This window comes from Caballeronia udeis (assembly GCF_044909315.1).
In the GTDB taxonomy this organism is placed as follows: Bacteria; Pseudomonadota; Gammaproteobacteria; order Burkholderiales; family Burkholderiaceae; genus Caballeronia; species Caballeronia udeis_A.
Genome location: NZ_JBIYEB010000003.1, coordinates 441,755 through 468,624 on the forward strand (window position 1 = coordinate 441,755; position 26,870 = coordinate 468,624).

25 protein-coding genes and 1 pseudogene are annotated in these 26,870 nt (G+C 60.9%); 21 read left to right on the forward strand and 5 right to left on the reverse strand.

What is annotated here, in order from left to right:
* Nucleotides 1-107 precede the first annotated feature (107 nt).
* The 9 genes and pseudogenes from ABH944_RS07155 to ABH944_RS07195 all read left to right on the forward strand — a co-directional run bounded on the left by ABH944_RS07155 (nucleotide 108) and on the right by ABH944_RS07195 (nucleotide 9,941).
* Nucleotides 108-1,767 (forward strand): annotated as a pseudogene (locus ABH944_RS07155) (3-(methylthio)propionyl-CoA ligase).
* A gap of 262 nt (nucleotides 1,768-2,029) precedes the next feature.
* The gene (locus ABH944_RS07160; protein ID WP_404604813.1) at nucleotides 2,030-4,114 is read left to right on the forward strand and encodes a 3-hydroxyacyl-CoA dehydrogenase NAD-binding domain-containing protein; all 2,085 of its coding nucleotides are present in this window, start codon (nucleotides 2,030-2,032) and stop codon (nucleotides 4,112-4,114) included.
* Between the two features lie 48 nt (nucleotides 4,115-4,162).
* On the forward strand, nucleotides 4,163-4,789 hold the full coding sequence (gene pncA / locus ABH944_RS07165; protein ID WP_404604811.1) for a bifunctional nicotinamidase/pyrazinamidase: 627 nt from the start codon (nucleotides 4,163-4,165) through the stop codon (nucleotides 4,787-4,789).
* A gap of 93 nt (nucleotides 4,790-4,882) precedes the next feature.
* Nucleotides 4,883-6,061 (forward strand): acetyl-CoA C-acyltransferase, encoded by a 1,179-nt coding sequence (locus ABH944_RS07170; RefSeq protein WP_404604810.1) that lies wholly within the window; start codon nucleotides 4,883-4,885, stop codon nucleotides 6,059-6,061.
* 76 nt (nucleotides 6,062-6,137) lie between these two features.
* Nucleotides 6,138-6,440, forward strand: coding sequence for a Dabb family protein (locus ABH944_RS07175; protein ID WP_062091760.1), 303 nt, complete (start codon nucleotides 6,138-6,140; stop codon nucleotides 6,438-6,440).
* Nucleotides 6,441-6,444: 4 nt separating this feature from the next.
* Entirely contained in the window at nucleotides 6,445-6,909 is a 465-nt protein-coding gene (locus ABH944_RS07180) for a PaaI family thioesterase (protein WP_404604808.1), read from the forward strand.
* Between the two features lie 61 nt (nucleotides 6,910-6,970).
* The gene (locus tag ABH944_RS07185; RefSeq protein ID WP_404604807.1) at nucleotides 6,971-7,978 is read left to right on the forward strand and encodes an NADP-dependent oxidoreductase; all 1,008 of its coding nucleotides are present in this window, start codon (nucleotides 6,971-6,973) and stop codon (nucleotides 7,976-7,978) included.
* A gap of 49 nt (nucleotides 7,979-8,027) precedes the next feature.
* Nucleotides 8,028-8,897, forward strand: a complete 870-nt coding sequence (locus ABH944_RS07190; protein WP_404604805.1) for an SDR family oxidoreductase — start codon at nucleotides 8,028-8,030, stop codon at nucleotides 8,895-8,897.
* A 78-nt stretch (nucleotides 8,898-8,975) separates the two neighbouring features.
* Nucleotides 8,976-9,941 carry an alpha/beta hydrolase gene (locus ABH944_RS07195; protein ID WP_404605351.1) on the forward strand — a complete coding sequence of 322 codons (966 nt, stop codon included), beginning with the start codon at nucleotides 8,976-8,978 and terminating at the stop codon, nucleotides 9,939-9,941.
* Between the two features lie 45 nt (nucleotides 9,942-9,986).
* Here the strand turns inward: ABH944_RS07195 and ABH944_RS07200 are convergent, their stop codons facing one another.
* Together ABH944_RS07200 and ygfZ are read right to left on the reverse strand one after the other, a co-directional pair.
* Nucleotides 9,987-10,817 carry an NRDE family protein gene (locus tag ABH944_RS07200; protein WP_404604803.1) on the reverse strand — a complete coding sequence of 277 codons (831 nt, stop codon included), beginning with the start codon at nucleotides 10,815-10,817 and terminating at the stop codon, nucleotides 9,987-9,989.
* 21 nt (nucleotides 10,818-10,838) lie between these two features.
* The gene (gene ygfZ, locus ABH944_RS07205; protein ID WP_404604801.1) at nucleotides 10,839-11,825 is read right to left on the reverse strand and encodes a CAF17-like 4Fe-4S cluster assembly/insertion protein YgfZ; all 987 of its coding nucleotides are present in this window, start codon (nucleotides 11,823-11,825) and stop codon (nucleotides 10,839-10,841) included.
* Nucleotides 11,826-11,886: 61 nt separating this feature from the next.
* On the opposite strand from ygfZ, the gene mltG reads away from it, so the two are divergent.
* From mltG to ABH944_RS07255, 10 genes are all read left to right on the forward strand, one after another.
* Nucleotides 11,887-12,903 (forward strand): endolytic transglycosylase MltG, encoded by a 1,017-nt coding sequence (mltG, locus tag ABH944_RS07210; RefSeq protein ID WP_404605350.1) that lies wholly within the window; start codon nucleotides 11,887-11,889, stop codon nucleotides 12,901-12,903.
* Nucleotides 12,903-13,523: a dTMP kinase gene (tmk, locus tag ABH944_RS07215; RefSeq protein WP_404604799.1), complete on the forward strand. Its 621-nt coding sequence runs from the start codon at nucleotides 12,903-12,905 to the stop codon at nucleotides 13,521-13,523. The genes mltG and tmk overlap by 1 nt, the downstream gene beginning before the upstream one ends.
* 201 nt (nucleotides 13,524-13,724) lie before the next feature.
* Nucleotides 13,725-14,753: a DNA polymerase III subunit delta' gene (locus ABH944_RS07220; RefSeq protein ID WP_404604798.1), complete on the forward strand. Its 1,029-nt coding sequence runs from the start codon at nucleotides 13,725-13,727 to the stop codon at nucleotides 14,751-14,753.
* 34 nt (nucleotides 14,754-14,787) lie between these two features.
* The gene (locus tag ABH944_RS07225; protein WP_404604796.1) at nucleotides 14,788-15,285 is read left to right on the forward strand and encodes a GNAT family N-acetyltransferase; all 498 of its coding nucleotides are present in this window, start codon (nucleotides 14,788-14,790) and stop codon (nucleotides 15,283-15,285) included.
* Nucleotides 15,286-15,354: 69 nt separating this feature from the next.
* The gene (locus tag ABH944_RS07230; protein ID WP_404604794.1) at nucleotides 15,355-16,152 is read left to right on the forward strand and encodes a TatD family hydrolase; all 798 of its coding nucleotides are present in this window, start codon (nucleotides 15,355-15,357) and stop codon (nucleotides 16,150-16,152) included.
* Between the two features lie 171 nt (nucleotides 16,153-16,323).
* Entirely contained in the window at nucleotides 16,324-17,034 is a 711-nt protein-coding gene (locus ABH944_RS07235) for an ankyrin repeat domain-containing protein (RefSeq protein ID WP_404604792.1), read from the forward strand.
* Between the two features lie 223 nt (nucleotides 17,035-17,257).
* Entirely contained in the window at nucleotides 17,258-17,614 is a 357-nt protein-coding gene (locus tag ABH944_RS07240; RefSeq protein WP_031359334.1) for a Rap1a/Tai family immunity protein, read from the forward strand.
* Between the two features lie 239 nt (nucleotides 17,615-17,853).
* Nucleotides 17,854-19,149 carry a mechanosensitive ion channel family protein gene (locus ABH944_RS07245; RefSeq protein ID WP_404604790.1) on the forward strand — a complete coding sequence of 432 codons (1,296 nt, stop codon included), beginning with the start codon at nucleotides 17,854-17,856 and terminating at the stop codon, nucleotides 19,147-19,149.
* A 245-nt stretch (nucleotides 19,150-19,394) separates the two neighbouring features.
* A complete protein-coding gene (gene otsA / locus ABH944_RS07250) occupies nucleotides 19,395-20,825 on the forward strand; it encodes an alpha,alpha-trehalose-phosphate synthase (UDP-forming) (RefSeq protein ID WP_404604789.1) in 1,431 nt (476 codons plus the stop codon).
* A gap of 282 nt (nucleotides 20,826-21,107) precedes the next feature.
* The gene (locus ABH944_RS07255) at nucleotides 21,108-22,175 is read left to right on the forward strand and encodes a glycosyltransferase family 4 protein (RefSeq protein ID WP_062091774.1); all 1,068 of its coding nucleotides are present in this window, start codon (nucleotides 21,108-21,110) and stop codon (nucleotides 22,173-22,175) included.
* Nucleotides 22,176-22,341: 166 nt separating this feature from the next.
* Here the strand turns inward: ABH944_RS07255 and ABH944_RS07260 are convergent, their stop codons facing one another.
* The 3 genes from ABH944_RS07260 to ABH944_RS07270 form a co-directional block, all read right to left on the reverse strand.
* On the reverse strand, nucleotides 22,342-22,932 hold the full coding sequence (locus ABH944_RS07260; RefSeq protein ID WP_404604787.1) for a BPSL1445 family SYLF domain-containing lipoprotein: 591 nt from the start codon (nucleotides 22,930-22,932) through the stop codon (nucleotides 22,342-22,344).
* Nucleotides 22,933-23,311: 379 nt separating this feature from the next.
* The gene (locus tag ABH944_RS07265; RefSeq protein ID WP_404604785.1) at nucleotides 23,312-23,788 is read right to left on the reverse strand and encodes a hypothetical protein; all 477 of its coding nucleotides are present in this window, start codon (nucleotides 23,786-23,788) and stop codon (nucleotides 23,312-23,314) included.
* A gap of 296 nt (nucleotides 23,789-24,084) precedes the next feature.
* Nucleotides 24,085-24,393, reverse strand: coding sequence for a PsiF family protein (locus ABH944_RS07270; protein ID WP_404604784.1), 309 nt, complete (start codon nucleotides 24,391-24,393; stop codon nucleotides 24,085-24,087).
* Nucleotides 24,394-24,936: 543 nt separating this feature from the next.
* Between ABH944_RS07270 and ABH944_RS07275 the strand changes: the two genes are divergently transcribed.
* Nucleotides 24,937-25,218, forward strand: a complete 282-nt coding sequence (locus ABH944_RS07275; protein ID WP_404604782.1) for a hypothetical protein — start codon at nucleotides 24,937-24,939, stop codon at nucleotides 25,216-25,218.
* A gap of 422 nt (nucleotides 25,219-25,640) precedes the next feature.
* Nucleotides 25,641-26,567, forward strand: coding sequence for a sugar ABC transporter substrate-binding protein (locus tag ABH944_RS07280; RefSeq protein WP_404605349.1), 927 nt, complete (start codon nucleotides 25,641-25,643; stop codon nucleotides 26,565-26,567).
* The last annotated feature ends 303 nt before the right edge of the window (nucleotides 26,568-26,870 follow it).

Sequence of the window (26,870 nt, forward strand, 5' to 3'; positions counted from 1 at the left end):
CCGCGCCGAGCGGCTTGTGCATTGGCTGAGACAGCAAATCAGGATCGAACAAGGTATCAAGATCAGGCATCAAAACCCGTGCATCCGGACTTGTGAGGAACTCGCCCATGACGTCGCCGCTTTTCGGCCAGATGATGGATGTACCGCTGCTCGCTTCATCGTTGATATCCCACGCTGCACGCCATTTCGGCGATACCGAAATTGTCTCGCGCCGTATTGAAGGCGACATTCATCGCTACACCTGGCGCGATTGTGAACAACGCGCCAAACAACTGTCGCAGGCGCTGATCGGGTTGGGGGTGCAACGCGGCGAACGCGTTGCCACGTTGGCATGGAATGGATATCGTCATCTGGAGTGTTATTACGGCGTGAGCGGCATGGGCGCCGTCTGCCACACGATCAATCCGCGGCTCTTTCCCGATCAGGTTGCGTTTATCGTCAATCACGCCGACGACGAATACGTCGCGTTCGACATGACGTTCGCCACGCTCGTCGACATCATTGCGCCCCAGTGTCCGAACGTGAAGGGCTGGATAGCGCTGGGCGACGAGAGTTGCATCAGCACCCATCTCGCCGATATGGCCACGCCCGTCCTCAGCTACGAAACGCTGCTCGCGAAACACGATGGCGACTACGAATGGCCGGTTTTTGACGAACGCTCGGCATCGTTTCTCTGCTACACGTCGGGTACGACCGGCAATCCGAAGGGCGCGCTCTATACCCATCGATCAACCGTGCTGCATGCATTCGGCGCATCGCTCCCGGACGCCATGGGCTGTTCCGCCCGCGATGCAATCCTGCCCGTCGTGCCCATGTTCCACGTCAACGCGTGGGGTATTCCGCATGCCACGGCGCTGGTCGGTGCGAAGCTCGTGCTGCCCGGCAATTGCCTCGACGGCAAAGCGCTCTACGAACTCATGGAAGCTGAAGGCGTGACGTTTTCGGCCGGCGTGCCAACGGTCTGGCTTGGCCTGCTGAACTACGTCAAGCAGGCGGACGTGCGCTTCAATACGCTCAAACGCACGGTGATTGGCGGCTCGGCTTGTCCGCCGGCCATGCTGCGCAGCTTCGAGGACGACTACGGCGTGGAGGTGATTCACGCATGGGGCATGACGGAGATGTCACCGCTCGGCACGCTTGCCAAGCTCACCTGGAGCCAGCAGCAACGCTCGCCGGAGGAGCAGCGGCATCTGCGCGAGAAGCAGGGGCATGTGATATTCGGCGTGGACATGAAAGTCGTCGGCGATGACGGCCGCGAACTCCCTTGGGACGGCAAGTCGTTCGGCGATCTGCACGTGCGCGGGCCGTGGGTGATCAACCGGTATTTCCGCAAGGACGATTCGCCGCTGATCGACGGCTGGTTCCCGACCGGCGATGTAGCGACCATCGACGCCGATGGGTTCATGCATATCACCGATCGCAGCAAGGACGTGATCAAGTCGGGCGGCGAATGGATCAGTTCGATCGACCTGGAGAACGTGATGATGTCGCATCCGCAGGTGGCGGAAGCGGCGTGCATTGCGTGTTCGCATCCGAAGTGGACGGAGCGGCCGCTGGTGGTGGTCGTGCTGCGTCCGGGCGCGACCGTCACGCGGGGAGGAACTGCTTGCGTTCTACGATGGCAAGGTGGCGAAATGGTGGAAGCCCGACGATGTCGTTTTCGCCGATGAACTCCCGCATACCGCTACGGGCAAGCTGCAGAAGCTTCGGCTAAGAGAGCTGTATCGCGAGCATGTGCTGCCGACGGTTGACGAAAAAGTGGTCTGATTTTTTGTCTGAATCCTAGTTTCCCGGATTTCCTGGTTTTCCCGCTTCACCGGGCCGCCGTCGCGCTGCCCGGCGTTCTCCGCGTGGTTTTTCCTGGCTTCGCGCCAAGCGATCTCTCATCTCAAAATAACAAAATTGAACGAGCGTTCTTTTTTGTGTATGCTTATCGCGTGACTCACAATCTCAGCGACACGGTAATCAGCGCTTTCCGGGAGTTTCCCGGAGAATCTGCTTTTCGCAGGCATCGAATGGAGGTAGACAAATGGCAGTGGACTACACGACTCGCGACGGCATCGCCGTTATTACGCTGAACAATCCGCCCGTGAACGGCCTCGGGTATTCCACCCGGCTTGGCATTGTCGAGGGTGTCGAGCGCGCGCAGGCGGACGCGTCCGTCAGTGCGATCGTGATCACCGGTGCGGGCAAGGCGTTTTCCGGCGGCGCCGATATCACCGAATTCAACACCCCCAAGGCAACCCAGGAACCCACGCTGCACACGGTCATCAAGGCCGTGGAAAACAGCACAAAGCCTGTCGTGGCGGCAATCCACAGCGTGGCAATGGGTGGCGGCCTCGAACTGGCGCTGGGCGCGCATTATCGGGTGGCGTCGGCGGGAGCGCAGATCGCGTTGCCCGAAGTCAAACTCGGCCTCCTGCCGGGTGCCGGCGGCACGCAGCGCTTGCCGCGCGCGGTCGGTCTGGAAACCGCGCTGAACATGATTGTGTCGGGTGCGCCGGTGTTGTCGGAGAAGCTGGCCGGCACAGGTTTGTTCGATCACATGGCGGACGGCGACCTGCTCGACGCAGCAATCACGTTTGCACAAAAAGTGGGCGCACAAAGCGGCCCGCATCCGAAGGTCCGCGATCGCAAGATCGAGCATCCGAACGCCGAGGGCTTTATCCAGTTCGCGCGCAACGGCGTCACGCCGCTCGCGAAAAACTTCCCGGCACCGCTCAAATGTATCGATGCGGTGGAAGCCGGCGTGAAGCTTGGTTTCAATAAAGGCATGGCCGTCGAACGCGAATGTTTCGTGGCGCTGGTGCAGACGCCTGAGAGCCGCGCGTTGCGGCACGCGTTTTTCGGTGAACGCGCGGCGAGCAAGATCCCCGATGTACCTTCGAGCACCCCGGTGCGCAAGATCGAACGCGTCGGCGTGATAGGCGCAGGGACGATGGGCGGCGGCATCGCCATGAATTTCGTCAATGCGGGCCTGCCGGTGACGCTGCTGGAAACGAAGCAGGAAGCGCTGGATCGTGGCCTTGCCACTATTCGCAAGAACTACGAAAGTGCGGTGAAAAAAGGCCGTCTGACGGCGGAGAAACTGGAAGAACGCATGGCGCTGATTACGCCTACGCTTTCCTACGATGCACTGAGCGACGCCGACCTGATCATCGAAGCCGTGTTCGAAGAACTCAGCGTGAAAGAGCAGGTGTTTTCGAAACTCGATCAGGTCGCGAAGAAGGGTGCGATCCTGGCATCGAATACGTCCACGCTCGATGTCGACAAGATTGCAGCGTTCACCAATCGTCCCGAAGACGTGGTCGGCATGCACTTCTTCAGCCCGGCGAACGTAATGAAACTGCTGGAAGTCGTGCGGGGCGCGAAGACGTCGAAGGACGTGCTCGCCACCGTCATGCAGCTCGCGAAGAAGATCAAGAAGACGGCCGTAGTGTCGGGCGTCTGCGATGGTTTTATCGGCAACCGGATGATCGAGCAGTATCTGCGCCAGGCGCTTTTCATGCTTGAAGAAGGCGCGTTGCCGGCGCAAGTGGATCGTGCGATCGAAAAATTCGGCTTCGCAATGGGACCGTTCCGCATGAGCGACCTCGCGGGCAACGACATTGGCTGGGCGATCCGCAAGCGCCGTTATCAGGAGAAGCCGGACCTGAAGTATTCGAAGATCGCGGACCGCTTGTGCGAGACCGGGCGCTTCGGGCAAAAGACCGGCGCGGGATGGTACGACTACAAGGCCGGCGACCGCACGGCGCATCCGTCGAAGATCGTCGACGAGATGATCGCTGCGTATTCGAAGGAGCAAGGCATCACGCGCCGCAAGATCTCCGATGAAGAGATTGTCGAACGGCTGGTGTTCGCGCTCGTCAACGAAGGTGCGTTGATCCTGGAGGAAGGGATTGCATCGAAGGCGTCGGACGTCGACATGGTCTACCTGACCGGCTACGGTTTCCCGCTGTATCGCGGCGGACCCATGCTGTACGCAGATACGGTCGGTTTGTACAACGTCGAGCGCGCGATGCGCAGGTATGGCGCTCAAGCCAACGGCGAAGCATGGAAGCCCGCGGCGCGCGTGACCCAACTGGCCGCCGAGGGCCGCGGCTTCAACAGCTAGATTCGAGAGCTTGATTGGAGATCTAGTTACAACCAGGTGAGATTCCCGATGAAAGGCGCTGACGAAGTCCTGCTTGTGATCGATGTCCAGAATGATTTCATGCCGCGCGGCGCGTTGCCGGTTGCTCACGGCGACGAAGTCGTGCCCGTGATCAATCGGCTGGCGAGTGCGTTTTCGCATGTCGTGCTGACGCAGGACTGGCACCCGGCGAAGCATATTTCCTTCGCCGACAATCACCCGGGGCGCGCGCCTTTCGACATGACCACGCTGAGCTACGGCGAGCAGGTTTTATGGCCGGCGCATTGCGTCCAGAACACGGATGGTGCGGCGCTGCATTGCGACCTGAGCGTGCCGCATGCGCGGCTGGTGATCCGCAAGGGTCATCACGCGGATGTCGATAGTTATTCGGCCTTCATGGAAGCCGATCGCACCACGCCGACGGGCCTCACGGGTTATCTCCGCGAGGTCGGCGTGAAACGGATCTATTGCTGCGGGCTGGCGACGGATTATTGCGTCGCGTGGTCGGCGCTGGACGCGCGCAGCGCGGGTTTCGAAGCGGTCGTTATCGACGATGCCTGTCGCGCGATCGATCTCGACGGCTCGCTTGCGCGGGCGTGGGCGCAGATGACGGCAGCGGGCATATCCCGGATTGGATCGACGGACTTGCTGCGCTGAACGGTGGATTGAATCAACGGGTTTGAACCAGTGGGTTTAAACCCGCGGGTTCAGCCAAATGAACCAACATTCGTATTCGAAGTGGAGACAAGCATGACTGACGCGGTAATCGTATCGACGGCACGCACGGGCCTCGCCAAATCCTGGCGCGGCGCATTCAACATGACCCACGGCGCGACGCTCGGCGGCCACGCCACACAAGCGGCGGTGGCGCGCGCGGGCATTGACCCGGCGCGCGTGGAAGACGTGATCATGGGTTGCGCGAACCCGGAAGGCGCGACCGGCATGAATATCGCGCGGCAGATTGCGTTGCGCGCGGGCCTGCCGGTCAGCGTGCCGGGCATGACCGTGAACCGCTTCTGCTCGTCGGGGCTGCAGGCGATCGCGCTGGCGGCGCAACGCGTGATCGCCGGCGAGGGCGATGTCTATGTGGCCGGCGGCGTGGAGTCCATCTCGTGCGTGCAGAACGAGATGAACCAGCACATGCTGTTCGACGGCTGGCTCAAACAACACAAGCCCGGCATCTACTGGTCGATGCTGCAGACGGCCGAAAACGTCGCCAAGCGCTACGAGATATCGAAGGAACGGCAGGACGAGTACGGCGTGCAGTCGCAATTGCGTGCAGCGGCGGCGCAAGCCGCAGGCAAGTTCAACGACGAAATCGTGCCTATCACGGTGCTCGCCGGTGTCGCCGACAAAGCCACGGGCCGCATGTTCACGAAGGAGGTCACGCTGGCCGCCGACGAAGGCATTCGCGCGGACACGACGCTCGAAGGGGTATCGAAAATTCGCACCGCGATGCCCGGCGGAGTAGTCACGGCGGGCAATGCGAGCCAGTTTTCCGATGGCGCGTCGGCATGCGTGGTGATGAACGCCACGCTGGCGGAAAAAGAAGGGCTCAAGCCGCTGGGGATTTTCCGGGGTTTTGCGGTCGCGGGTTGCGAGCCGGATGAAATGGGCATTGGCCCCGTGTTCGCGGTGCCCAAGCTGTTGAAGAAAGCGGGTCTCAAGGTCAGCGATATCGACCTGTGGGAACTGAACGAAGCGTTCGCCGTGCAAGTGCTCTATTGCCGCGATACGTTGGGTATCCCGGCCGATCGCCTGAACGTGAACGGCGGCGCGATTGCAGTGGGACATCCGTATGGCGTCTCGGGTGCACGGCTCACGGGACACGCGTTGATCGAAGGCAAGCGGCGCGGCGCTAAGTTTGTCGTGGTGACCATGTGCATTGGTGGCGGGCAGGGCGCGGCCGGGTTGTTTGAAGTAGTGTGATTTTGTACGGTCGCCCGGCGTTTTTGATACGCTTGGGCGATCGGCATAAATCATTTGCTACAACCAGGAGCCCGTCTTGTTACGTCACATCGTCATGTGGAAGTTGAAGGAAAGCGCCGAGGGCGGCACCCGCGCTGAAAATATCGTCAAGCTGAAAGCCAAACTCGAAACCTGCCGCAGCATTGTTTCAGGGCAGGGCCACTTCGAAGTGGGCGTGGCGCAACCGGGCTTCGAAGCCACCTACGACGTGGTCCTCGTCTCCGACTTTGACAATCCGGAAGCCCTCCAGGCCTATCAGGTCCACCCCAAGCATCTGGCAATCAAGGACTTCGTTGCAGCGGTACGTGAATCGCGTCAATGCATCGATTACGAAGTCTGAGACCATGACCGATTTCTCCACGCTCCCTGAAAGCCCGTTCGTCGATTCGCTCGGCGTACAGCTTGTCACCGCCGAAGACGGCGCAAGCGAAGTGGTGCTGCCGCTGACCGGCACGCATATGAATACCTGGGGCATCGCACACGGCGGCGTGACCATGACGCTGGCCGACGTTGCCCTCGCGATGGCCGCGCGCAGTCTCGCGGACGACGGCATCGGCGTGGTCACCGTCGAAATGAAAGTCAACTTCATGCAGCCGGGCCGCGGCGAACTCCGCGCGTTTGCCCGCGTGCTGCACCGCTCCACCACCATGGCGTATTGCGAAGGCGAAATCCGCGACAGCGAAGGCCACTTCGTCGCCAAAGCGCTCGGCACCTTCAAATACATGCGCAAGCTCGCCGTCGGCCGAGATATCGCACAGCAACGCCTGCGTTCAGATCCGTCCGCCACACCCGGTCCCAGCGACGCCTGACGCCGCTACCAGGGCGCGCCTCGCGTCCTGGCTTCTCCCCGGACCGCACAGGAGTATCACGATGTCAGAACATCATTCAATCAATCGCCAGATCCTCCTCGTTTCGCGCCCGCAAGGCGCGGCAAGCGTCGATAACTTCAAGCTCGTCCACACCCCGCTCGAGCCGCTGACTGACGGTCAGGTGCGCGTGCGCAATCACTTCCTCTCGCTCGATCCCTACATGCGCGGCCGCATGGACGACTCGAAGTCGTATGCCGCCTCGCAGCCGCTCAACGAGGTGATGATCGGCGGGACCGTGGGTGAAGTGGTGGAATCGAAGAATCCGAAGTTTGCGATCGGCGACAAGGTGGTCGGGATCTACGGCTGGCAGGAATTCGGTACGTCGGACGGCAAGGGTCTGCGTAAAGTCGACGACACCCATATCCCGCTTTCAGCGTATCTCGGCCCGGTCGGCATGCCGGGTGTGACTGCATGGCTGGGGCTCAACAAGATCATCGAGCCGAAAGCAGGCGAGACGGTCGTCGTCAGCGCGGCGAGCGGGGCGGTGGGAAGCGTGGTCGGTCAGTTGGCGAAGGCAGCAGGCTGCCGTGCGGTGGGCATCGCGGGCGGGGCGGATAAATGCCGCTACGTCACCGAGACGCTTGGTTTCGACGCTTGCGTCGACTACAAGGCCGGCAACCTCCGTGACGACCTCAAGGCGGCCTTGCCCAACGGGGCCGACGGTTACTTCGAAAACGTCGGCGGCGAGATACTGGACGCTGTGTTGTCGCGCATGAACGCGTTCGGCCGCATTGCGCTGTGCGGGATGATCGCGAGTTACGACGGTTCGCCCATGCCGCTTAAAAAACCCGCGTTGCTGCTCACGCAGCGCTTGAAGGTGCAGGGTTTTATCGTCAGCGAATCGCCGGAAGTGTGGCCCGAAGCGCTCACGCAACTCGGCGGGCTGGTTGCACAGAAGAAGCTGCAATATCGCGAGACCATTGCGCAGGGCCTGGAAAATGCTCCGGAGGCTTTTCTCGGATTGCTAAAAGGCAAGAACTTCGGCAAGCAGCTCGTCAAGCTAATCTGAACGTTCGGGTCTACAAGATTAAAAAATCAAAAGATCAAAAGGAGACAGCGTGGACCAGTTCGACGGCAAGGTGGCCGTGATCACAGGCGCCGGCAGTGGCTTCGGCCGCGAGTTTGCATTGAAGGGCGCGGCGTTGGGCATGAAGCTCATACTCGCCGATGTCGATGTGAAAGGCCTCGCGGAAACGGTCGACATGGCGCACGGTCTGGGTGCTGAAGCGCTCGGCGTGCCCACTGACGTCTCCGATGCCGCGCAGGTCGACGCGCTTGCGCGCACGACTATTGATACCTACGGCGCCGTGCATCTGCTCTTCAATAACGCGGGCGTCGGCACGGGCGGGTTCATCTGGGAAAGCAGCGCGAACGACTGGGCCTGGGTGTTCGGCGTCAACGTAATGGGCGTGGCGAACGGTGTGCGCGCGTTCACGCCATTGATGCTCGCGCAGCAAGAGCCCGCGCACATTGTCAATACGGCGTCGGTGGCGGGCTTGTTGTCGGCGCCAGGGATGGGCGTCTATAACGCGTCGAAGCACGCGGTCGTTGCTTTGACGGAGACGCTGTATCACGACTTGAAAATTGTCGGCGGCGCCGTGGATTGCTCGTTGCTCTGTCCGGCATTCGTGCCAACTGGCATTGCGAATGCCGAGCGGGCGCGGCCCGATGGCTTGCGCAACGATCAACCTATTACGGCATCGCAGCGCGTGGCCGGCAAGCAGCTCACGAAGGCGGTTGAGAGCGGTAAGCTGAGCGCGAAACAGGTGGCGGAACTGACCTTCGACGCCGTGCGCGAACGGCGTTTTTATGTGCTGACGCATCCGCAGATTCTGGCGTCGGTGCAACTGCGTTTCGACGACGTCAAGCAACGGCGCAATCCGACTGATCCGTTGTCGTTGAAGCCGGAGGTGAAGGGGCAGGGGTAGGCATGGGCGAGCTAACACGCAAATTTGCCGCCTATGTCATCATCGCGAGCTTCCAACGCTCGCCAATTTCTCGCTCCCATGCCGCTGAATCCTGCCGTTGCACAGGTTATCGAACTCATCGCGAAGGCCAAGCGGCCGCCGTTCCACACGCTTGAACCCTCTGCCGCGCGCGCGTCCTATGAGCGCAGCGCGCTGATCCTCGACATCCCGCCAGCCGCGATGTTCGACGTTCAGGAACTCATGATTCCCACGCGCGACCACGCGTCCATCCGTGCGCGCCTTTACCACCCGGTCGAGCCCAACTGGGCCGTCCCTACGCCTACGCTTGTCTACTTTCATGGCGGGGGTTTTGTGGTCGGCAGTATCGATACCCATGACTCGCTCTGCAGGCGCCTCGCCGCCGATTCGGGTTGCGCGGTGGCCTCGGTCGATTACCGGCTCGCGCCCGAGCATCAGTTTCCCACCGCCGTGCACGATGCCTTCGACGCCCTCACATGGTTTCACGCGCAAGCGGCGTCGCTGGGGCTCGACAGCACGCGTTTTGCGGTCGGTGGTGACAGCGCGGGCGGCACGCTTGCGACGGTCAGCGCGTTGCTCGCCCGTGATACCGGCATCCCTCTACGCGTCCAGTTGCTGATTTATCCGGGCGTAAGCGCGCGGCAGGATACGCAGTCGCACGCGCAATTTGCCGAGGGTTTCGTGCTGTCCGCGAAGACCATCCAGTGGTTTTTTGCGCAGTATCTACGCGACGAAAAGGACCGCGACGACTGGCGTTTCGCCCCGCTGGATGCGCGTGGCGCCATGCCGGATTTCACCGGCGTTGCCCCCGCATGGATCGCAGCGGCCGATCACGATCCGCTCTTCGACGAAGACATAGCCTATGCGGACAAGTTCGAAAGGGCACATGTCCCGGTCAAACTGGTCCGCTACGAAGGCATGACGCACGAGTTCTTCAAGATGGGTGGTTTTGTGCCGGAAGTGGCCAAAGCGCATGCGGACGCGGCAGACGCATTGCGTCGATACATGAACGTCACGGAAAGCTAGGAATCAGCGTCTGAAACTTTACGCACACAAAGTAGCGTAACCGTTTTAAGCCGCCCGCACGATCGTAAACGCATCGTTTCGTTCGAACGCGCCGGGACGTTTGATGGTGTGCGAACCATCGTCGTCGCTGAGTTCCTTGATTTGCAGCGCAAACTTACCGTCCACAACGGCTACCCGCAACGCCGTGGTACTGCGCGTGCCATATCCCTCGGACTCAATAAACGCCGCCGACAGCACACGCTCGCGCTCAAGCGAGAGACCGGTGGACGGCAGCAGATGGTCATCCGCGAGTTGGGGATTACGCATGGCCTCGATCAGGCTGTCCAGCGACGGCCGTTCATCGACGTGAAGCAGGTCTCGTAACGCCTCGCGTTGTGCGACGAGCTTGGGCCAGGGGGTATCGAGCAGGCTATTCGACAACCCGTGAATGCCGGGGTCGAGCAGCGAGGGCGGCGCATCGGCACGATTGCCGTACCAGGCCAGTTCGCGCCGCGTGAAGTCGCCAACCACCAGATTGAACCCGTTGTATCGATGCCCGTCCTGGGCTACAGCTTGCAGATAGATCATCGGCGCGACCGGTGCACCGGATAAAAAATCGCTGACCAGGGTGCCGCGAGTCGGCGCGTTGGGTCGCACTTCCGCCGGCGCCCGATAATTCGTCAACGCAGCGAAACGGCCGTCGCGCGTGACGCCGAGCCACGTCCCGCCGCCCGTCAGGTCGCGTCCGGCGAGGACATCCGGCGCGTCTTCCCACCAGTGCAGTGGCTCGGTTTCACGATGAAAAAACTCATCGCGATTAGCCGCAAGCGTGAGCAACGGGCGCTCAGCCCCAGACGCCGCGGCGTCCGGTTGCCAGTCGAAAACAATCAGGCACATGAGCGAACCGTCCGCAATAAATCAGACTTCGGTCGGCAGCGCGTACGGCAGCGGCGAGAACTTCAACGCGGGACCCTCCACCGTTCCGACGTGTACCGAACCCTGGTCGAGCGCCGCCAGCTTGATTTCCACCAGCGCATCCACGCCGCCGCCCGACGCGGGCGCCACATTGACCACGAGGCCGCACGGCTGGCCGGGGTCGTCGGAATGGAACAGTTCGTCGCCGGCTTTCGCGGCTTCTGCATGGGCCAGCGACGTGCGGCGCTTGATCGTGCCGCGATACTGGCTGCGCGCGACCACTTCCTGCCCGGGATAACAGCCCTTCTTGAAGTTGACGCCGCCGAGCACGTCGAAATTGACCATCTGCGGGACGAATTGCTCGGAAGTCGGCTGCGTGATGCGCGGTTCGCCCGCGTGAATGTCGAGCCAGTCCCATAGTTCGGCCGGGGCGCGCATCAGCTGCTTTTCTATATCGGCGAGGCGCGCTTCGACTTCGGCCTTCGGGCCGACCCACAGGAAACGCGGCCGGCCGGCGGCATCGGGGACGCGGATCAGCGAGCCGAGCGGACCGTCCACTTTCACATGCACGCCGTCGGGCATGGCGTCGAAGAGATGGGACAGCGTCTTGCGGACATCGCCGGCAAAACCCACGGCGGCGAGCGACGGCGTGGCGTCGACGAGCTTCGCTTTCGCGCGCATCACGAACATCGACAAGCGTTTTTGTACCGACGCCTGTATGTCGGCGGCCAGCATCAGGCGCACGGCTTCACCGCATCGCCACATCAGGAACGATGCCAGCAAGCGGCCCTTCGGCGAGCAATAACCGGCCAGGCGTGCACTCGATGCGTCCAGATGCTGGACGTCGCTCGTCAGTTGCGTGTGAAGAAAAGCGGCGGCGTCGTCGCCCGTGGTGTCGATGATGCCGAACTGCGTCAGCGGCACAAACACGCCTGCGTGGAGGACGGCGTCGAAGGGGGATGAAAGCGGTGAGAGGGTCGAGGAATTCATGGACCTGACTTTGGCGGAGGCGAACAAGTATTATATGGGTCTTACTTCGAGCGTGTTTCGCATGTCCCTTTTGAAGAAATGTTTGATCGCGGCGGTCGTCGCGGTCGTGGTTGCCGGTGCGCTCGTTGCGGGCATGTTCAAATGGGCGAATAGCCCGATCGACCTGGCCTCACCCGAACTCGACATCACCATCAAGTCCCACAGCACATTGCGCAGCGTGGCCCTTCAGCTGGACCACGGGGGCGCGCACGTCCAACAGCAGTTGTTCGTGCTGATGACGCGCGCGCTCGGGCTGTCGTCGCAACTCAAGTCCGGCAACTACGAGTTCAAGACGGGCATCACGCCCTACGAGATGCTGCAGAAAATCGCCCGCGGCGACGTCAACGAGTACGTGGCGACCGTCATTGAAGGGTGGACGTTCCAGAAAATGCGCAACGAACTGGACAGCAATCCAGCGCTGCAGCACGACACGGCCGGCATGACCGACACTGACCTGTTGAAGGCAATCGGTGCGCCGGATGACGTGATTGCACGGGCGAGCGCGGAAGGCCTGTTTTTCCCCGATACCTATCTCTTCGACAAAGGCACGAGCGACATCACCGTCTACAAGCGCGCGTACAAGCTGATGCAGCAGCGCCTCGCCGAAGCCTGGGATACCCGCGCGCAGAATTTGCCGTACAAGACGCCTTACGAGGCGCTGATCATGGCGTCGATCGTCGAAAAAGAGACCGGGCGCGCCGCCGACCGGCCGCTGGTTGCAGCTGTGTTCGCGAACCGGCTGCGCATTGGCATGCCGCTGCAAACCGACCCTTCGGTGATCTACGGCCTGGGTTCGGCCTACGGCGGCCGCCTGCGTAAAAAAGACCTGCAAACCGACACTCCGTACAATACCTACACGCGCATGGGCCTTCCGCCCGGTCCGATCGCGCTGCCGGGCGTCGCGGCGCTCGCGGCAACGGTCAATCCTGCGTCGAGCACGGCACTGTATTTCGTGTCGCGTGGCGACGGCAGCAGCTTCTTTTCAGACAATCTCGGCGACCACAATCGGGCCGTCGACAAGTACATCCGGGGACAATGATGGTGCGCGGCAGATTCATCACGTTTGAAGGCATCGACGGAGCGGGCAAGACGACGCACCTCGCATGGTTTCGTCAGCGCCTGGACGACAAAATCGCAGCCACGGGCCGTTCGGTCGTGATCACGCGGGAACCCGGCGGTACGAAGCTGGGTGAAAGCCTGCGAGACTTGTTGCTCAACCAGCCGATGGACCTCGAAACCGAGGCATTGCTGATGTTCGCGGCGCGCCGGGAACATCTGGCCCAGATCATTGAACCGGCGCTGGCCCGGGGCGACTGGGTGCTCTCGGATCGCTTCTCAGACGCCACCTTTGCTTATCAGGGCGGCGGCCGCGGCTTACCGCGCGACAAGCTGGAAGCGCTGGAGCGTTGGGTGCAGGGTGGTTTCCAGCCTGACCTGACGGTGCTCTTCGACGTACCGACGAACGTGGCGAGCGAACGGCGCGGCGCGGTCCGCTCGCCGGACAAGTTCGAGAGCGAATCCGATTCGTTTTTCGGCCGTACGCGGGCCGAGTATTTACGGCGGGCGGCGGAATCGCCCGAGCGGTTTGTGATAATCGACGCTACCCATTCGATCATCGATATTCAGAAACAACTCGAAGCAGTGATTGCAAACATTTGATTTGAAAGAGTTTTTATTCTATCAATTACTTGAAGTCCCGCTGTCAATGTCTGCTGGTCGTTGAAACAGCTTCGGGTTAAAACTCGAAAAAGCTTCAATTATTGTCAGCAAACGATTGAATCGATTGAATTTTATCTGCGAGTTAAAGTAAATTCAGACTCGTAGGAATGCATTGCAAATACCTGATACAAAAGACTTTTCATGATCTATTCGTGGCAAACCGATGACTGGTCCCGTCTCGAGCAACTGCGTGCAAGCTGGCCGCATGCGTTGCTCCTGCACGGTCGCGCGGGTATCGGCAAATTGCAGTTTGCGCAGCATCTTGCTCAAAGCCTGCTTTGCGAAACCCCGACCGACACGCGCGAACCGTGCGGACATTGCGTGGCCTGCCTGTGGTTCAGCCAGGGCAACCATCCCGACTACCGCGCGGTGTTGCCCGAAGCGCTCGCCGGTGAATTGATCAGCGACGACAAGGCAGACAAGGCCGATGCGGACGACAACAAGAAAACGAAGGTGCCGAGCAAGGAGATCAAGATCGATCAGGTGCTCGGACTGATGAATTTCTTCAGCCTCGGTTCGCACCGGGGTGGTTTGCGCGTCGTATTGATATACCCGGCGGAATCGATCAACGTGTTCGCCGCAAACGCACTGCTCAAGACGCTCGAAGAACCGCCGGCGGGTGTGGTGTTCATCCTGGTCACGGCGCGTATAGACCGGTTGCTGCCGACCATCATCAGCCGCTGCCGCCAATGGCCGATGACCCTCCCGGCCACCGAGCCCGCCGTTGCATGGCTGGCGCAGCAGGGCGTGGAGCGTCCCGCAGCGGTGCTGGCGGAAGCGGGTGGCGCGCCGCTCACCGCGTTGGCGCTCGCCTCGGACGAAAACCGCGCGCTGCGTGATTTCGCGCTGGCGCAACTGGCCGCCGGTCCCGCCTGCGACGCGTTTGCATGCGGTGAAAGCCTGCAGAAGCTGCCGGTTCCCATGGTGCTCGGCTGGCTGCAGCGCTGGCTTTACGACCTGCTCGCGCAGAAAACGGCGGGGCGGCCGCGCTACTTCCCGGGAGCATCGAAAGCGCTCGAACGCTGCGCCGCGCAGATCGATACCGAGCGTTTCGCCCGTTTTCAAAGGACCGTGACCCGGCAACGCGCGGTGGAAAACCATCCGCTGAACGCGCGGCTGGTGTTCGAAGAACTGTTCCTGGGCTATCGCGACGTGTTCACCGCTGCATGACTATCGATCCACTCTTTTTGCACACGACCGCACTATGAACCTCAACTTCCGCGACGCCACGCTCGACGATCTTCCCGGCATTGTGGCCATCTACAATTCCACAGTGCCCTCGCGTCTTGTTACCGCTGACCTTGAGCCCGTGACAGTTGAAAGCCGGCACGCCTGGTTTCATGCACATGGCCCGAAGGCACGGCCGCTATGGGTGGTTGAGGAAAACGGCGAGGTCATCGCGTGGCTGAGTTTCTCCGACTTCTACGGCCGTCCGGCCTATCTGCGCACCGCTGAAGTCAGCATCTATCTAGCCGAAAGTGCTCGTGGGAAAGGGCTGGGGAAGCAGTTGCTGCAGGTAGCGCTGGAACGTGCGCCGGCGCTGGGTATCGACACGCTTCTGGGTTTCATCTTCGGCCACAACGAACCGAGCTTGGGCCTGTTCCAGCGCTTCGAATTCCAGACGTGGGGCACGCTGCCGCGCGTCGCGGTGCTGGACGGCGTTGAACGAGACCTCGTGATTCTCGGCCGCCGGCTCGGCTGATCCATATGACCGATATGACGCATAGCCATAGCTTGAGAGCCAGACCCATCCCGCTTTAACGGAATTCCCATGTTCGTCGATTCGCATTGCCACATCAATTTCGAAGGCCTGGCCGACCGCCTGCCCGAAGTGCTCGACAAGATGCGCGAGCTGAAGGTGACGCATGCGCTGTGCGTCTCGGTCGATCTGGAAACGCTGCCGTCCGTGCTGAAGATCGCCGAGGAAAACGAGCATATCTACGCATCGGTCGGCGTGCATCCGGATCACGAGGACGCGCGCGAACCAAGCGTGGCGGATCTGGTGGAACTGGCGCGACATCCGAAAGTAGTCGCCATTGGCGAGACGGGACTGGACTATTACCGCCTGGAAGGACGCAGCATCGCCGATATGGAATGGCAGCGCGAGCGCTTCCGCACGCATATCCGGGCCGCGCACGCCACCGCAAGGCCGCTGATCATCCATACACGCTCGTCATGGGAAGACACGCTGCGGATCATGGCCGAGGAACGCGCGAGCGTGCCGGGCGGGGTGATGCATTGCTTTACGGAGCCGTGGCACGTTGCCGAGGCGGCGCTCGCCCAGGACTTTTACATTTCGCTATCGGGCATTGTGACGTTCAAGAGCGCGAAAGACGTGCAGGACGTCGCGGGACGGGTGCCGCTCGAGCGTTTGCTGATTGAAACCGACTCGCCGTATCTGGCGCCGGTGCCGTATCGCGGGAAATCGAATGAACCTGCGTACGTAAGTTATGTCGGACGCTTCATCGCGCAATTGCGCGAGATGCCGGAAGAAGCGCTGGCGGCAGCTACCACGCGTAATTTTTTCACGCTGTTCAAGATCCCACAGCCGCAGCCAGCCGGGCACTGAAACTCGCGACGGTCCCGGTAAGGTTCTTCACCGCAGCGCGTCTGATGGTCCGCCTGACAGATCGTAATTTCGTTATTAGAACGTTAAGTAATCCCCAAGGAACACATGCTTACATTTTCGACAGTTTCCTCTTCGACCTTTTCAACGTCCTCCGCCCGCCAATCCGCATTGATGCGTAAAACATGGCGAACCCTGGTGACGGGCCTGGCGCTGACGGCTGCCGCCATTGCGCAACCCGCCTTCGCGGCGCCCGCCGACTCCATGATCAAGGCGGTAAAGTTCGACGACGTATCTGCCGTTAAAAAGCTGTTGTCACAGGGCGTGGACCCGAATCTGGTCGATAACACCGGCACGCCGCTGCTCGTGATCGCGGCAAGGGAAAAGTCGGACAAGGTGGGCAAGCTGCTCGCCGACAATCCGAACATCGACCTGGAAAAGCTCGATCCCGCCGGTGAAAACGCGATGATGCTGGCCTCGCTCAACGACGACCTCGACTTCGTGAACATGCTGATCGCGAAGGACGCGGAGGTGAACAAGAAGGGCTGGACGCCGCTGCACTACGCCGCCACCAACGGTCATGACGACGTGGTCAAGGTGCTGCTCGACCATTCGGCCTACATCGATGCCGGTTCGCCCAACGGCACGACCCCGCTGATGATGGCGGCACGCGGCGGCCATCTGTCGACGGTCAAGCTGTTGCTCGATGAAGGCGCCGATTTGCGGGTCAAGAACCAGATTGGCCTGACGGCGGTGGACTTCGCGAATCAGTATCACGAGAAAGATGTGGCGCAAGGGCTGGCGGCGCGCCTGGCAGCGATGCAAAACCAGGGCGCAGCGGGCGCGTCCGGAGCACCGCAAAGCGGCGCAAACAGTGCAAAATGACGCTCGCACGGCGAGGACCTGACTCGGGTTTGACCGACAACAGGTCCCGACCGTGCAAGACGACGAAAATACGAGGAACAGCGGGTGTGATCCGGGAATGATGAGCCAGGGATGGCGCGTCAGGGTTCGTCCGCTGGATAAGACGGGTTTGGCCAACAAGACAGGATGTTTTCACCTGCGCATCCAGGCTGGCCCGCAATCGCCAACATAAGAAAGGACCATCATGCAGCGGGTTTTTGTCATGGCCAGTGTGCTCGCGTTTCCGCTCAGCGCAGCCGCGTTCACAGGCAACGATCTGAACATGCTTTGTACCAAGACGGACACGGCCTCACGCAGCGCATGCGCGGCTTATATAGAAGGTGCGGCTGACGGCATCTACAACACCATTGAAGCAATTGGCGGCACATCGGGACCACAGATCGGCCAGTATTTTTGCCTGCCGGTCGACGTCAAGCCCCAGGAGCTGACGGACGCAGTACGCAAGTTCATCGCCGACAACCCCACCCGCGGCAACTTCAACGCGACAACCATGGTGTCGCTCGGGCTTGGCAAGGCTTTCCCCTGCAAGGCTGAAAAGTAAGCCCCTCCTCAAGGCGGCGAGGTTCGCCGCTGCCGCCCGTTCGTTCGCCGGCTGGCGCGGCGCTTGCTGCAATGCAATAGAATAGTCATCTCATCACACGGCTGGCGCGCTAGACCGGCCGGTCGCCGGTGCCGCGCTGCTGCATCCGAAGGCAGGCCGCAATAAAGTGCAATCCGGGTTTCGCGCACTATTCCGTCGTATCCCCGATATCACCTCCCAAGGCTGATCCCACGACGACGATGATCTCTTTCGACTCCTTCGAGCGAATCGCTTCCGCTCCCCTCAGTACCTGGCCCGGGACGCTTGTCGTCGCGGCGCTCGGCGTGCTGTTTGCCATTGGCGTGCATCGCGTGGGCGCCCGTATCCTGGTGCGTATCGCGCGGCCGTATCCGTTGATGAGCGTGGTGCTGCGTTTCATCGATAAACCCGCGCTCGCCCTGCTGATCATCCTCGGCCTGGGTTTCGTGCTGGTGGAAACCCCCGATGCGCTTCCGTTCGCCGCTGCGCTGCGTGACCTGCTGACCGTGATGCTGATCGTCGCTCTGACCTGGCTTGCCGTGCGCTCCGTGGGCGCGGTGGCCGAAGCGCTCGTGCAGGCCCATCCGCTGGACAGCCAGGACAACCTGCAAGCGCGCCGGATTCACACGCAGGCTCGTGTGCTGGCGCGCTCGGTGATGGTGGTGATCGTGATCATCGGCTTCGGCGGCGCGTTGATGACGTTTCCTGCCGTGCGGCAGGTCGGCGCGAGCTTGCTGGCGTCGGCGGGTGTGGCGGGGCTGGTGGCGGGTATTGCCGCGCGGCCGGTGCTGGGCAACCTGATCGCAGGATTGCAGATCGCGTTGTCGCAACCTATCCGGCTTGACGATGTGGTCGTGATCCAGGGCGAATGGGGACGGGTGGAGGAGATCACCGGCACCTATGTGTCAATCCGGATCTGGGACCAGCGCCGGCTGATCGTGCCGTTGCAGTGGTTTATCGAGAACCCGTTCGCCAACTGGACACGCAACAGTTCGCAGATCATTGGCACGGTGTTCTTCTACGTGGATTACCGCATGCCGATCGCGCCAATGCGGGAAGAGCTCGAGCGCATTCTGCAAAATGCGCCGGAGTGGGACAAACGCGTGCAGGTCCTGCAAGTCACCGATGCCACCGAAAAGTCCATGCAGATTCGCGTGCTCGTCAGCTCGTTCGATTCCGGCTTGAACTTCGACCTCCGATGCCGCGTCCGCGAAGGTCTGCTGAACTTCGTGCAATCGACCTATCCGCAGTTCCTGCCGCGGACGCGAGCGGATATATCGCCGGAGGGGGAGCATGGCGATTTTGTCCAGCCGTTCGAGCGTGGCCTCGCTGACGGCATGACCGGCACGGCCGGGACGATCAGGTCGCCGGTGTCCAGCAGGACGGCCAACACGGAGGCCGATCCCGTCGCGAGCCGGGGAGAGCGGAACGGGCCGGACCCGTCGGCACATTCCGCGGCGACCACCGCCCCGGGCACGCCCGGCGGCGCTGCGGTTGAACCGGTTGAACGGCGTTGAGCCGGGCGGTGGCATCGAGATTGCGGGCACATCCACGCGGGGGGCGAATTGCCGACAACGCCCGGCATCGAAGAATGCGGCACAGGAATTGAACTGAGGCCGCTGCCCGGGGCCGAATGAACATCATCTGCGCACAATGGAGAAAAGTACCCCTCACCTAAAGGCCGCGACCTCGCGTGTACGCGGCCAGGAAAAAAATACACACACCCTGAACAGAATCCAGAATCGCAAAAAGGAAGCCAGTAATGACCCGCCTAGTCGTTGTATCGAACCGAGTAGCCTCTCCAACAGAAACCAAGGGCTCGGCCGGCGGTCTCGCCGTGGGCGTCTTCGGCGCGCTGAAGGATAGCGGCGGCGTCTGGTTCGGCTGGAGCGGCGACGTCGTGAGCGACAGCGTGGCGAACCAGGGCCCGAAGCTCGAACAGGACGGTGCGGTCACGTTCGCGACGGTCGGCCTGCCGAAGAAGGATTACGACCAGTATTACCGCGGTTTTTCGAATGCAACCTTGTGGCCTGTTTTCCATTATCGCAACGATCTGGCCGTCTACGACCGGGACGAATACGCGGGATACAGACGGGTCAATTCATGGCTCGCGCATCGGGCAATCAAGCTGCTGCAACCCGACGACGTGATCTGGGTTCACGACTATCACCTGATCCCGTTCGGCGAAGCGTTGCGCTCGGAAGGCGTGACCAACCGGATGGGGTTTTTCCTGCATATCCCGTTTCCCTCGCCGCAGATCCTGCTCAATATTCCGCCTCACGAGGAACTGGTCAAATCGCTGTGCTGCTATGACGTCGTGGGCTTCCAGACCCCCGGCGACCAGGCCGCTTTCCACGATTACATCGTGCGTCACGCGCATGGAACTGCCACGGCGGAGGGTGAAGTGGAAGCGTTCGGCCGCAAGCTGAAAACCGGCGTGTACCGCATCGGCATCTTCCCCGATGAGATCGCCGAACAGGCCACCCGCGGTGAGGCGCGTCAGGACGTGATGGACCTGAAGCAAAGCCTGGAAGGCCGCAAGCTCATCATGAGCGTGGACCGTCTGGACTATTCAAAAGGCCTGGTGGAACGCTTCAAGGCGTTCGAGTATTTCCTCGAGAAATCGCCTGAATGGCGGGGCAATGTCACGCTGGTGCAGATCGCGCCGCCCACGCGCTCGGATGTCGATACCTACCAGCAGATCCGCCATAACCTCGAATATGAAGCAGGACGTATCAACGGCCGTTACTCGGGTCTCGACTACACGCCGATCCGCTATATGAACCAGCGTTACGACCGGTGGAAACTGATGTCGCTGTTTCGCGAGTCGCAGATCGGGCTGGTCACGCCATTGCGCGACGGCATGAACCTGGTCGCCAAGGAATATGTCGCGGCGCAAAATCCCGACGATCCCGGCGTGCTCGTGTTGTCGCAGTTCGCGGGCGCCGCAGACGAAATGAAGGGTGCGCTGATGGTGAATCCGCACGACATGGTCGGCATGAGCGAAGCCATTGGCCGGGCGCTTTCCATGCCGCTCGCCGAACGCCGCGAGCGCTACGAAACCAACATGGTGATGCTGCGTAAATACGACCTGGGCGTCTGGCGCGACTCGTTTCTCGCCGACTTGCGCGGCGTGAAGTTGGCCAAGCCGTTGTCCAAGCCGCAGGACAAACGCCCGGCGGGCAGCACGTGAGAACACATGAAGCGCGTATGAAAAGCGGCGCTCGCCACTCGGATTTCGGACCGAAAACCAAGTAAAACCGTTGTTATTCGAGTGTTTCGCGACTGTAACAGGGTCGTGAAAGTGAAAGTTTTGCCAACATCCGGGCTTCCGCGGCCAATAATACGGTGTTGCGCTCGCGCGCGTTGCATATCAACGCTGCGTACGGGCGCGGCCGGCGACCGTGCCGATCACTATTGATCACTATCACTGACTAAACATCACGGCGACGTAAGACCGATGGAGACGCGAACAATGAGAATTGCACAAATAGCCCCCTTGACCGAATCGGTGCCGCCCAAGCTGTACGGCGGCACTGAACGGGTCGTCTCGTATATCACAGAGGCGCTCGTTGAACTCGGCCATGATGTGACCCTGTTCGCTTCAGGCGACTCGCAAACCAAGGCGAAGCTGGAAGCCGTCTGGCCGCGCGCGTTGCGCCTGGACCCGGCTATCCGTGACCGGATCGCCCCGCACATGCTCCTGATGGAAATGGTACGGCGCCGCGCCGATGATTTCGACGTTCTGCATTTCCACATGGATTACTACTCGTTCTCGCTGTTCAAGCGCCAGGACACGCCGTTCGTCACCACGTTGCACGGCCGCCTCGACTTGCCGGAGCAGCAGCCGGTCTTCAACACGTTCAACACCGCGCCGGTTATCTCCATTTCGGATGCGCAACGCCATCCGTTGCCGCAGGCCAAGTGGCTGACCACCGTGTATCACGGGCTGCCGGAAACACGCTACATGCCGCAGCCGGTTGAACAGACTTACCTGGCGTTCCTCGGGCGTATATCGCCGGAAAAACGGGTCGATACCGCCATTCGTATCGCCGGCCGGTGCGGCATGAAAATCAAGATCGCGGCGAAGGTGGACGCAGCGGACCGTGAGTACTACGAACGCGAAATCGCGCCGCTGATGGAGCTGCCGTATGTGGAATTCATCGGCGAGATCGCCGATGACCAGAAGGCCGACTTTCTCTCCGGTGCCCACGCTCTGCTGTTCCCGATCGACTGGCCGGAACCGTTCGGGCTGGTCATGATCGAGTCGATGGCGTGCGGCACGCCTGTGATCGCGTTCAATCGCGGCTCGGTGCCGGAAGTGCTGGACGAGGGCGTGACGGGCTTCATCGTCGAGGACGAGATTGGCGCAGTGGCCGCCGTGAACCGGCTGCATACCGTGTCGCGCGAGGGTGTGCGCAAGCGCTTTGAAGAACGCTTCACGTCGCATCGCATGGCGCAGCAGTACGTTGATGCTTATCAGGCAGTCATGCGCGCGCAGAAACGTTCGCGCTTCAAGCTCATCGACAGCGCGACCAGCTAAAAGGCCGGTCCGGCAAGCACCTCGCCCGATTCAAAGCCGAAAAGAAAACCGCCGCGCAGCACGACCAGAAGGTCGCGCTGCGCGGCGGTTTTGACTTTAGCGCGCTTGTTGCACCTGATTCAGGATTCAGGCCAACTCTCGCTGGCCGAATACCTTTACCAGATCGTCAGATCTTCAGACGCGATACCTTCGTGCCTTCCAGCGAAAGGTTGGCCATCAGGCCAGCGTTCGTCAGCACGAACACTTCGACCGGCGCGGTTGCGGTGGTCGAATCGATATTGCCGTTAGCGCCCATCTTGACCAGCGCGACCGACGCATCGCCGCCGACCGACCAGCCGTCGGTATTGCGGAACTGGTCGAGCGCGTCCTGCGTCATGAACAGGAAGACGATCGATTTCGATTGCGCGCCGGCTTGCAGGCCGATCGACCCGGAGGTCGTGCTGTAGTAACCGACCGAGTTGCCGCCCACGCGCAGTGCGCCCTTGCCGTACTGCGCCCCGACGATAAAGCCTGCCTGGATCACCGACGGGAACACGAGCACGCCCCGCGCCTTGCCGACCAGCTCACGGGAACCCCGGGCCGTCACATACAGGCGTTGCATGGTTGCGTCGATATCCGCATTGATCGAACGGCGGGCGTCCGCGTCGCCGGCGGTCTGTTGTGCACCTTGATTCGACGTCGTCGTGCAGCCGGCCAGCGCGAGGCCACCCAGTGCAAGCGCCGCGGTCGATTTGATCATGAAGTTTCGTCTTTGCATCGTTTTCTCCATCGTGGTTTTTTGGGAAACCCCATCTACGGGTGTTACAGCATGGCGTTTTATAACACGGCACGTACTCCGGCGACATGTCATGAAATCGGGCGGAGCCTTACCCCGCTTGGTTTTTGCCGTGTCAGGCAAATGCAATGAGGTAATTTTGACCTGCCCGGCCGAGAGGCTGCCTGCCTGAGAAAACGCTTGTTTGCGCGACACATTCGTCTCTCACGACAGACAAATTCCAGAGACGCAAGCGGCGGGCCAGCCCGTCCCGATAGCCCGCATTCCGGTCAAAGTTACCCGTCAAAATAAAGTTGAAGGCCGTGTTAAATAGTGCAAAAAAGCGGCTGATTACGCGTCTGCGCGGCGCAACACGACGTTTTTACGGCTTTGCAATCCGAGTTGGTTCATTGGCTTGCTTCGCTTTGTCGTTTTTTGTGGGAGGGCGCCGGAGGGAGCGTCGAATCACGCCGATGACCGCGCCCAGCAGAAACAGCGTGACTGCCGGCACGACCCAGTAGCCGACAAACGCGTGCCATAGATAGCCGAACAGCACGCTGCGGCGAGTCGAATATTCCGCCATCGCGTCCTGGTTCTTCGCCGCATTGGCGGCGAGCACATCCGGCGGGCAACCGGCTGCGCGAGCTTCATCGAGGGAACCATAGCAGCGCGAAATCGCGGGAGAGGCGCGTTGTGCGTCGGTGAATGTCCAGCTGGACAGGGAGTGCGCAAGATCCTGGGCGTCGTACGCGAGTTGCTCGCGAATCTCGTTGGCCGCCACGATCATGACGGGAACCGCCCAGAAAATGATCAAGACCAGCCACCGCCTGAACCAGCGGTTTTTATATCGCCAAACCATCCTCGGGCCTCCGTCCGTTGCAGTGCTGCAAGCCGGCTAGACTGTGGCGGACCGATGGCGCATTAGTTGTTCTGGTGGACCGCCTTCGCGTCATCTTATGAGATAAAACGCGCGCCGCGTAGCACGACCGTAGCTGCACTGCAATAAGACGGGGCGGGGTTTTCCCGCGTTCGGGACTTCACCTACGCGCGATTTATTCGCAAAAAAACCATGAAAAAAGCCGCGGTCCAAAGACCCGCGGCTTCAGCCAGCAATCGCCAACGATAGCCGGCAATCGAACGTCACCTCGTTCCGGTTCAGCTCTTGTTGCTGAGACAGTCCTTCATGAAGGCCTTGCGATCGTCGCCTTTCTTGCCCGTAGCCGACTTGTTGCACGCCGTCATTTTCTGTTGCTGGGTCATTGGCGGCGCAGCGGCGGCAGGCGCTGACGAGAGGCAGTCCTTCATGAAAGCCTTGCGGTCATCGCCTTTCTTCCCCGCAGCCTGCGCGTTGCAGGTGGTCATCTTCGATTGCTGGCTGTTGTCGGCGAACGCCGGTGTTGCAGCGAAGCTCACGCTTAATGCGACGCCCAGTGCGAGCGTTGCCATGGTTGCCCGGATCTTCATGCGATTCTCCCTTAAATGAATGACGTGAAACGAGGTGAGGTGATGCAAGGTCAGGCACATACCCATACCGCTGCGGCGTTTGCCGTTGCTTTTGCCGTCGTCGCCATCGTCAGGTGGCTTATCAGGCAAGCCATTATGGCAAAAAGGCATACAAATGCCGTACGGTTTCGAACCTATGAAATGGAAAAGCGAGCGACATCCGCAGCATTCGAAAGATGCCGGCATGAGCCAGATCAAGGGGGCACGGCGCCTTTCGGCGCACGATTTGTAAGCTTTCTCTCGCGGACGGCAACGGTTTTGCGCAACAGGCTTACAATTTCCATTTCGCCCGCGTGCTGGAACAGTTGAGGGCAGTCGATGGCGGCCGACGACTTCGTGGCCTGCTGCAACGGCGGGAATGCTCCGTTGTAGCGTCACAACATTCGCGTGAGCAAATGTCATCACGCCGACAAAGCCCCTTCGCACAGTCTCTCCATACACTCTTCACGCGCAGCGTTGCAAAGCCGTGCGATCCTGTCGTTCTACCGCTCAAAGGAGTCGCGTATGTCCCGCCCCTTGTCCGACCACTACAAAGGTTATGAGATATCCGTCCAGGCATTGCGCAGAGGGAAAGAGCGCGACGAACCGGACGACGGTCCACGCCATTTCGATATCATCGTCAACATTTCGCGCAGCGCCAGCGGCGAGAGCGGCAAGTCGGAAATGTTCGGCGTGCCCGAGCAGGAACCGTTCAACAGTCCCATCGACGCGACGCGAGCGGGTATTGAGTACGCGCGGGCGATCATCGACAAGAAGGTGGAAGGCGAATCCGTCGATGAGCTGTGAAAGCTTGCCGACCTCATGAGGGTAGGCAGCATTCAATGGCATGACGCAGACGCCGGGTGAATAGCTGCCTCGGCAGCGTGGTTACGCCGCATCACAAAATCAGGGCCGACAGCAATTGCGGCATACAGCGGAAACGCCCACGCTCGTCGAGCCGTATGAAGCTTGCGTTACCTTTGGCCGAGGACACGCGAGGCTGTTCACACGATCTCGCGTCGGATCCCGACGAATGGGTAGGCTGAGAGCAACCCGGTCCGCCCGGGAGAAAAACCTGCCGGAGCCGGCAATCCGCCCCCCTTCCTGCTTCATCCAAGAACCGAACATCCGGCAACTCAAAACAAAACCAGGAGATCTGCTGCATGACCTCACATCGTAAAACGCTCAAACCCGCTCTGCGCCGCCGTTTTATCTCTGTCGCGCTGTCGATGAGCGTGTGCGCGGCGCTGCCGCTGTCGTTGTATTCCGTTGGTGCCGCCGCGCAAACCCCACACAAGCCGAAAGTCGCGCTCGTGATGAAATCGCTGGCGAACGAGTTCTTCCTGACAATGGAAACTGGCGCCAAGGATTATCAGAAACACAACGCGGACCAGTTCGACCTGATCACCAACGGCATCAAGGACGAAACCGATACCGCGAACCAGATTCGCATTGTCGAGCAGATGATTGTCTCGAAGGTCGACGCGCTCGTGATCGCCCCCGCTGACTCCAAGGCGCTCGTCCCGGTTATCAAGAAGGCTGTGGATGCCGGGATCATCGTAGTGAACATCGATAACCGGCTTGACCCGGACGTGCTCAAGTCGAAGGACCTGAACGTGCCGTTCGTTGGCCCGGACAACCAGAAGGGCGCGCGGCTCGTCGGCGATTACCTGGCCAAGCGGCTGAAGTCCGGCGATGAAGTCGGCATTATCGAAGGCGTGTCGACCACGACCAACGCGCAGCAACGCACCGCAGGCTTCAAGGACGCAATGCAGGCAGGCGGCATGAAGGTTGTTGCACTGCAATCCGGCGACTGGGAAATCGACAAGGGCAATGCGGTGGCATCGCAGATCCTGAACGCGAACCCGAACGTCAAAGCGCTGCTGTGCGGCAACGACAACATGGCGATCGGCGCGGTTGCTGCAGTGCGGGCAGCCGGCAAGGCGGGCAAGGTGCAGGTCGTCGGTTACGACAACATCAACGCCATCAAGCCCATGCTCGCCGACGGCCGGGTTCTTGCCACCGCCGATCAATACGCTGCAAAGCAGGCGGTATTTGGTATCGACACGGCTTTGAAGGCAATTTCCGAGCATAAAAAGCAGTCGGAATTGTCGGGCGTGGTGGAAACGCCGGTGGTCCTGGTGACCAAAAAATAGGTAATACACGCATAGGAAATTCGATTTGTCTGCTTAAAATCTCAAGAAGCGGGCGCCGCTGCCGATAAACGAGAGAATGGGATGATCAACTCGTTTTTTCTATGAAAAACCAGCGGACCTGCATCTTGTATCTGAACGTGGTAGGCCGGTCGGTGCTTTGCGGACAATGCTGATTGCAAACGATTGCGGTCTGGGCCGGTGCAGGACAGACGCGCCGTTGCATCGAAATCCGTGAAATCCGCCGGGCTCGCGAGTTTCCGGCCGGGCACAGCGAAAGGGGCGTGCGTTCCAATAGCGCAGCCG

Excerpts from the sequence above, each read along its gene's own strand:
- ABH944_RS07160 (WP_404604813.1), top strand. The coding sequence starts at position 2,030 with ATGGCAGTGGACTACACGACTCGCGACGGCATCGCCGTTATTACGCTG.
- pncA (WP_404604811.1), top strand. The coding sequence starts at position 4,163 with ATGAAAGGCGCTGACGAAGTCCTGCTTGTGATCGATGTCCAGAATGAT.
- ABH944_RS07170 (WP_404604810.1), top strand. The coding sequence starts at position 4,883 with ATGACTGACGCGGTAATCGTATCGACGGCACGCACGGGCCTCGCCAAA.
- ABH944_RS07180 (WP_404604808.1), top strand. The coding sequence starts at position 6,445 with ATGACCGATTTCTCCACGCTCCCTGAAAGCCCGTTCGTCGATTCGCTC.
- ABH944_RS07185 (WP_404604807.1), top strand. The coding sequence starts at position 6,971 with ATGTCAGAACATCATTCAATCAATCGCCAGATCCTCCTCGTTTCGCGC.
- ABH944_RS07195 (WP_404605351.1), top strand. The coding sequence starts at position 8,976 with ATGCCGCTGAATCCTGCCGTTGCACAGGTTATCGAACTCATCGCGAAG.
- ABH944_RS07200 (WP_404604803.1), bottom strand. The coding sequence starts at position 10,817 with ATGTGCCTGATTGTTTTCGACTGGCAACCGGACGCCGCGGCGTCTGGG.
- ygfZ (WP_404604801.1), bottom strand. The coding sequence starts at position 11,825 with ATGAATTCCTCGACCCTCTCACCGCTTTCATCCCCCTTCGACGCCGTC.
- mltG (WP_404605350.1), top strand. The coding sequence starts at position 11,887 with ATGTCCCTTTTGAAGAAATGTTTGATCGCGGCGGTCGTCGCGGTCGTG.
- tmk (WP_404604799.1), top strand. The coding sequence starts at position 12,903 with ATGGTGCGCGGCAGATTCATCACGTTTGAAGGCATCGACGGAGCGGGC.
- ABH944_RS07220 (WP_404604798.1), top strand. The coding sequence starts at position 13,725 with ATGATCTATTCGTGGCAAACCGATGACTGGTCCCGTCTCGAGCAACTG.
- ABH944_RS07225 (WP_404604796.1), top strand. The coding sequence starts at position 14,788 with ATGAACCTCAACTTCCGCGACGCCACGCTCGACGATCTTCCCGGCATT.
- ABH944_RS07230 (WP_404604794.1), top strand. The coding sequence starts at position 15,355 with ATGTTCGTCGATTCGCATTGCCACATCAATTTCGAAGGCCTGGCCGAC.
- ABH944_RS07235 (WP_404604792.1), top strand. The coding sequence starts at position 16,324 with ATGCGTAAAACATGGCGAACCCTGGTGACGGGCCTGGCGCTGACGGCT.
- ABH944_RS07240 (WP_031359334.1), top strand. The coding sequence starts at position 17,258 with ATGCAGCGGGTTTTTGTCATGGCCAGTGTGCTCGCGTTTCCGCTCAGC.
- ABH944_RS07245 (WP_404604790.1), top strand. The coding sequence starts at position 17,854 with ATGATCTCTTTCGACTCCTTCGAGCGAATCGCTTCCGCTCCCCTCAGT.
- otsA (WP_404604789.1), top strand. The coding sequence starts at position 19,395 with ATGACCCGCCTAGTCGTTGTATCGAACCGAGTAGCCTCTCCAACAGAA.
- ABH944_RS07255 (WP_062091774.1), top strand. The coding sequence starts at position 21,108 with ATGAGAATTGCACAAATAGCCCCCTTGACCGAATCGGTGCCGCCCAAG.
- ABH944_RS07260 (WP_404604787.1), bottom strand. The coding sequence starts at position 22,932 with ATGCAAAGACGAAACTTCATGATCAAATCGACCGCGGCGCTTGCACTG.
- ABH944_RS07265 (WP_404604785.1), bottom strand. The coding sequence starts at position 23,788 with ATGGTTTGGCGATATAAAAACCGCTGGTTCAGGCGGTGGCTGGTCTTG.
- ABH944_RS07270 (WP_404604784.1), bottom strand. The coding sequence starts at position 24,393 with ATGAAGATCCGGGCAACCATGGCAACGCTCGCACTGGGCGTCGCATTA.
- ABH944_RS07275 (WP_404604782.1), top strand. The coding sequence starts at position 24,937 with ATGTCCCGCCCCTTGTCCGACCACTACAAAGGTTATGAGATATCCGTC.
- ABH944_RS07280 (WP_404605349.1), top strand. The coding sequence starts at position 25,641 with ATGAGCGTGTGCGCGGCGCTGCCGCTGTCGTTGTATTCCGTTGGTGCC.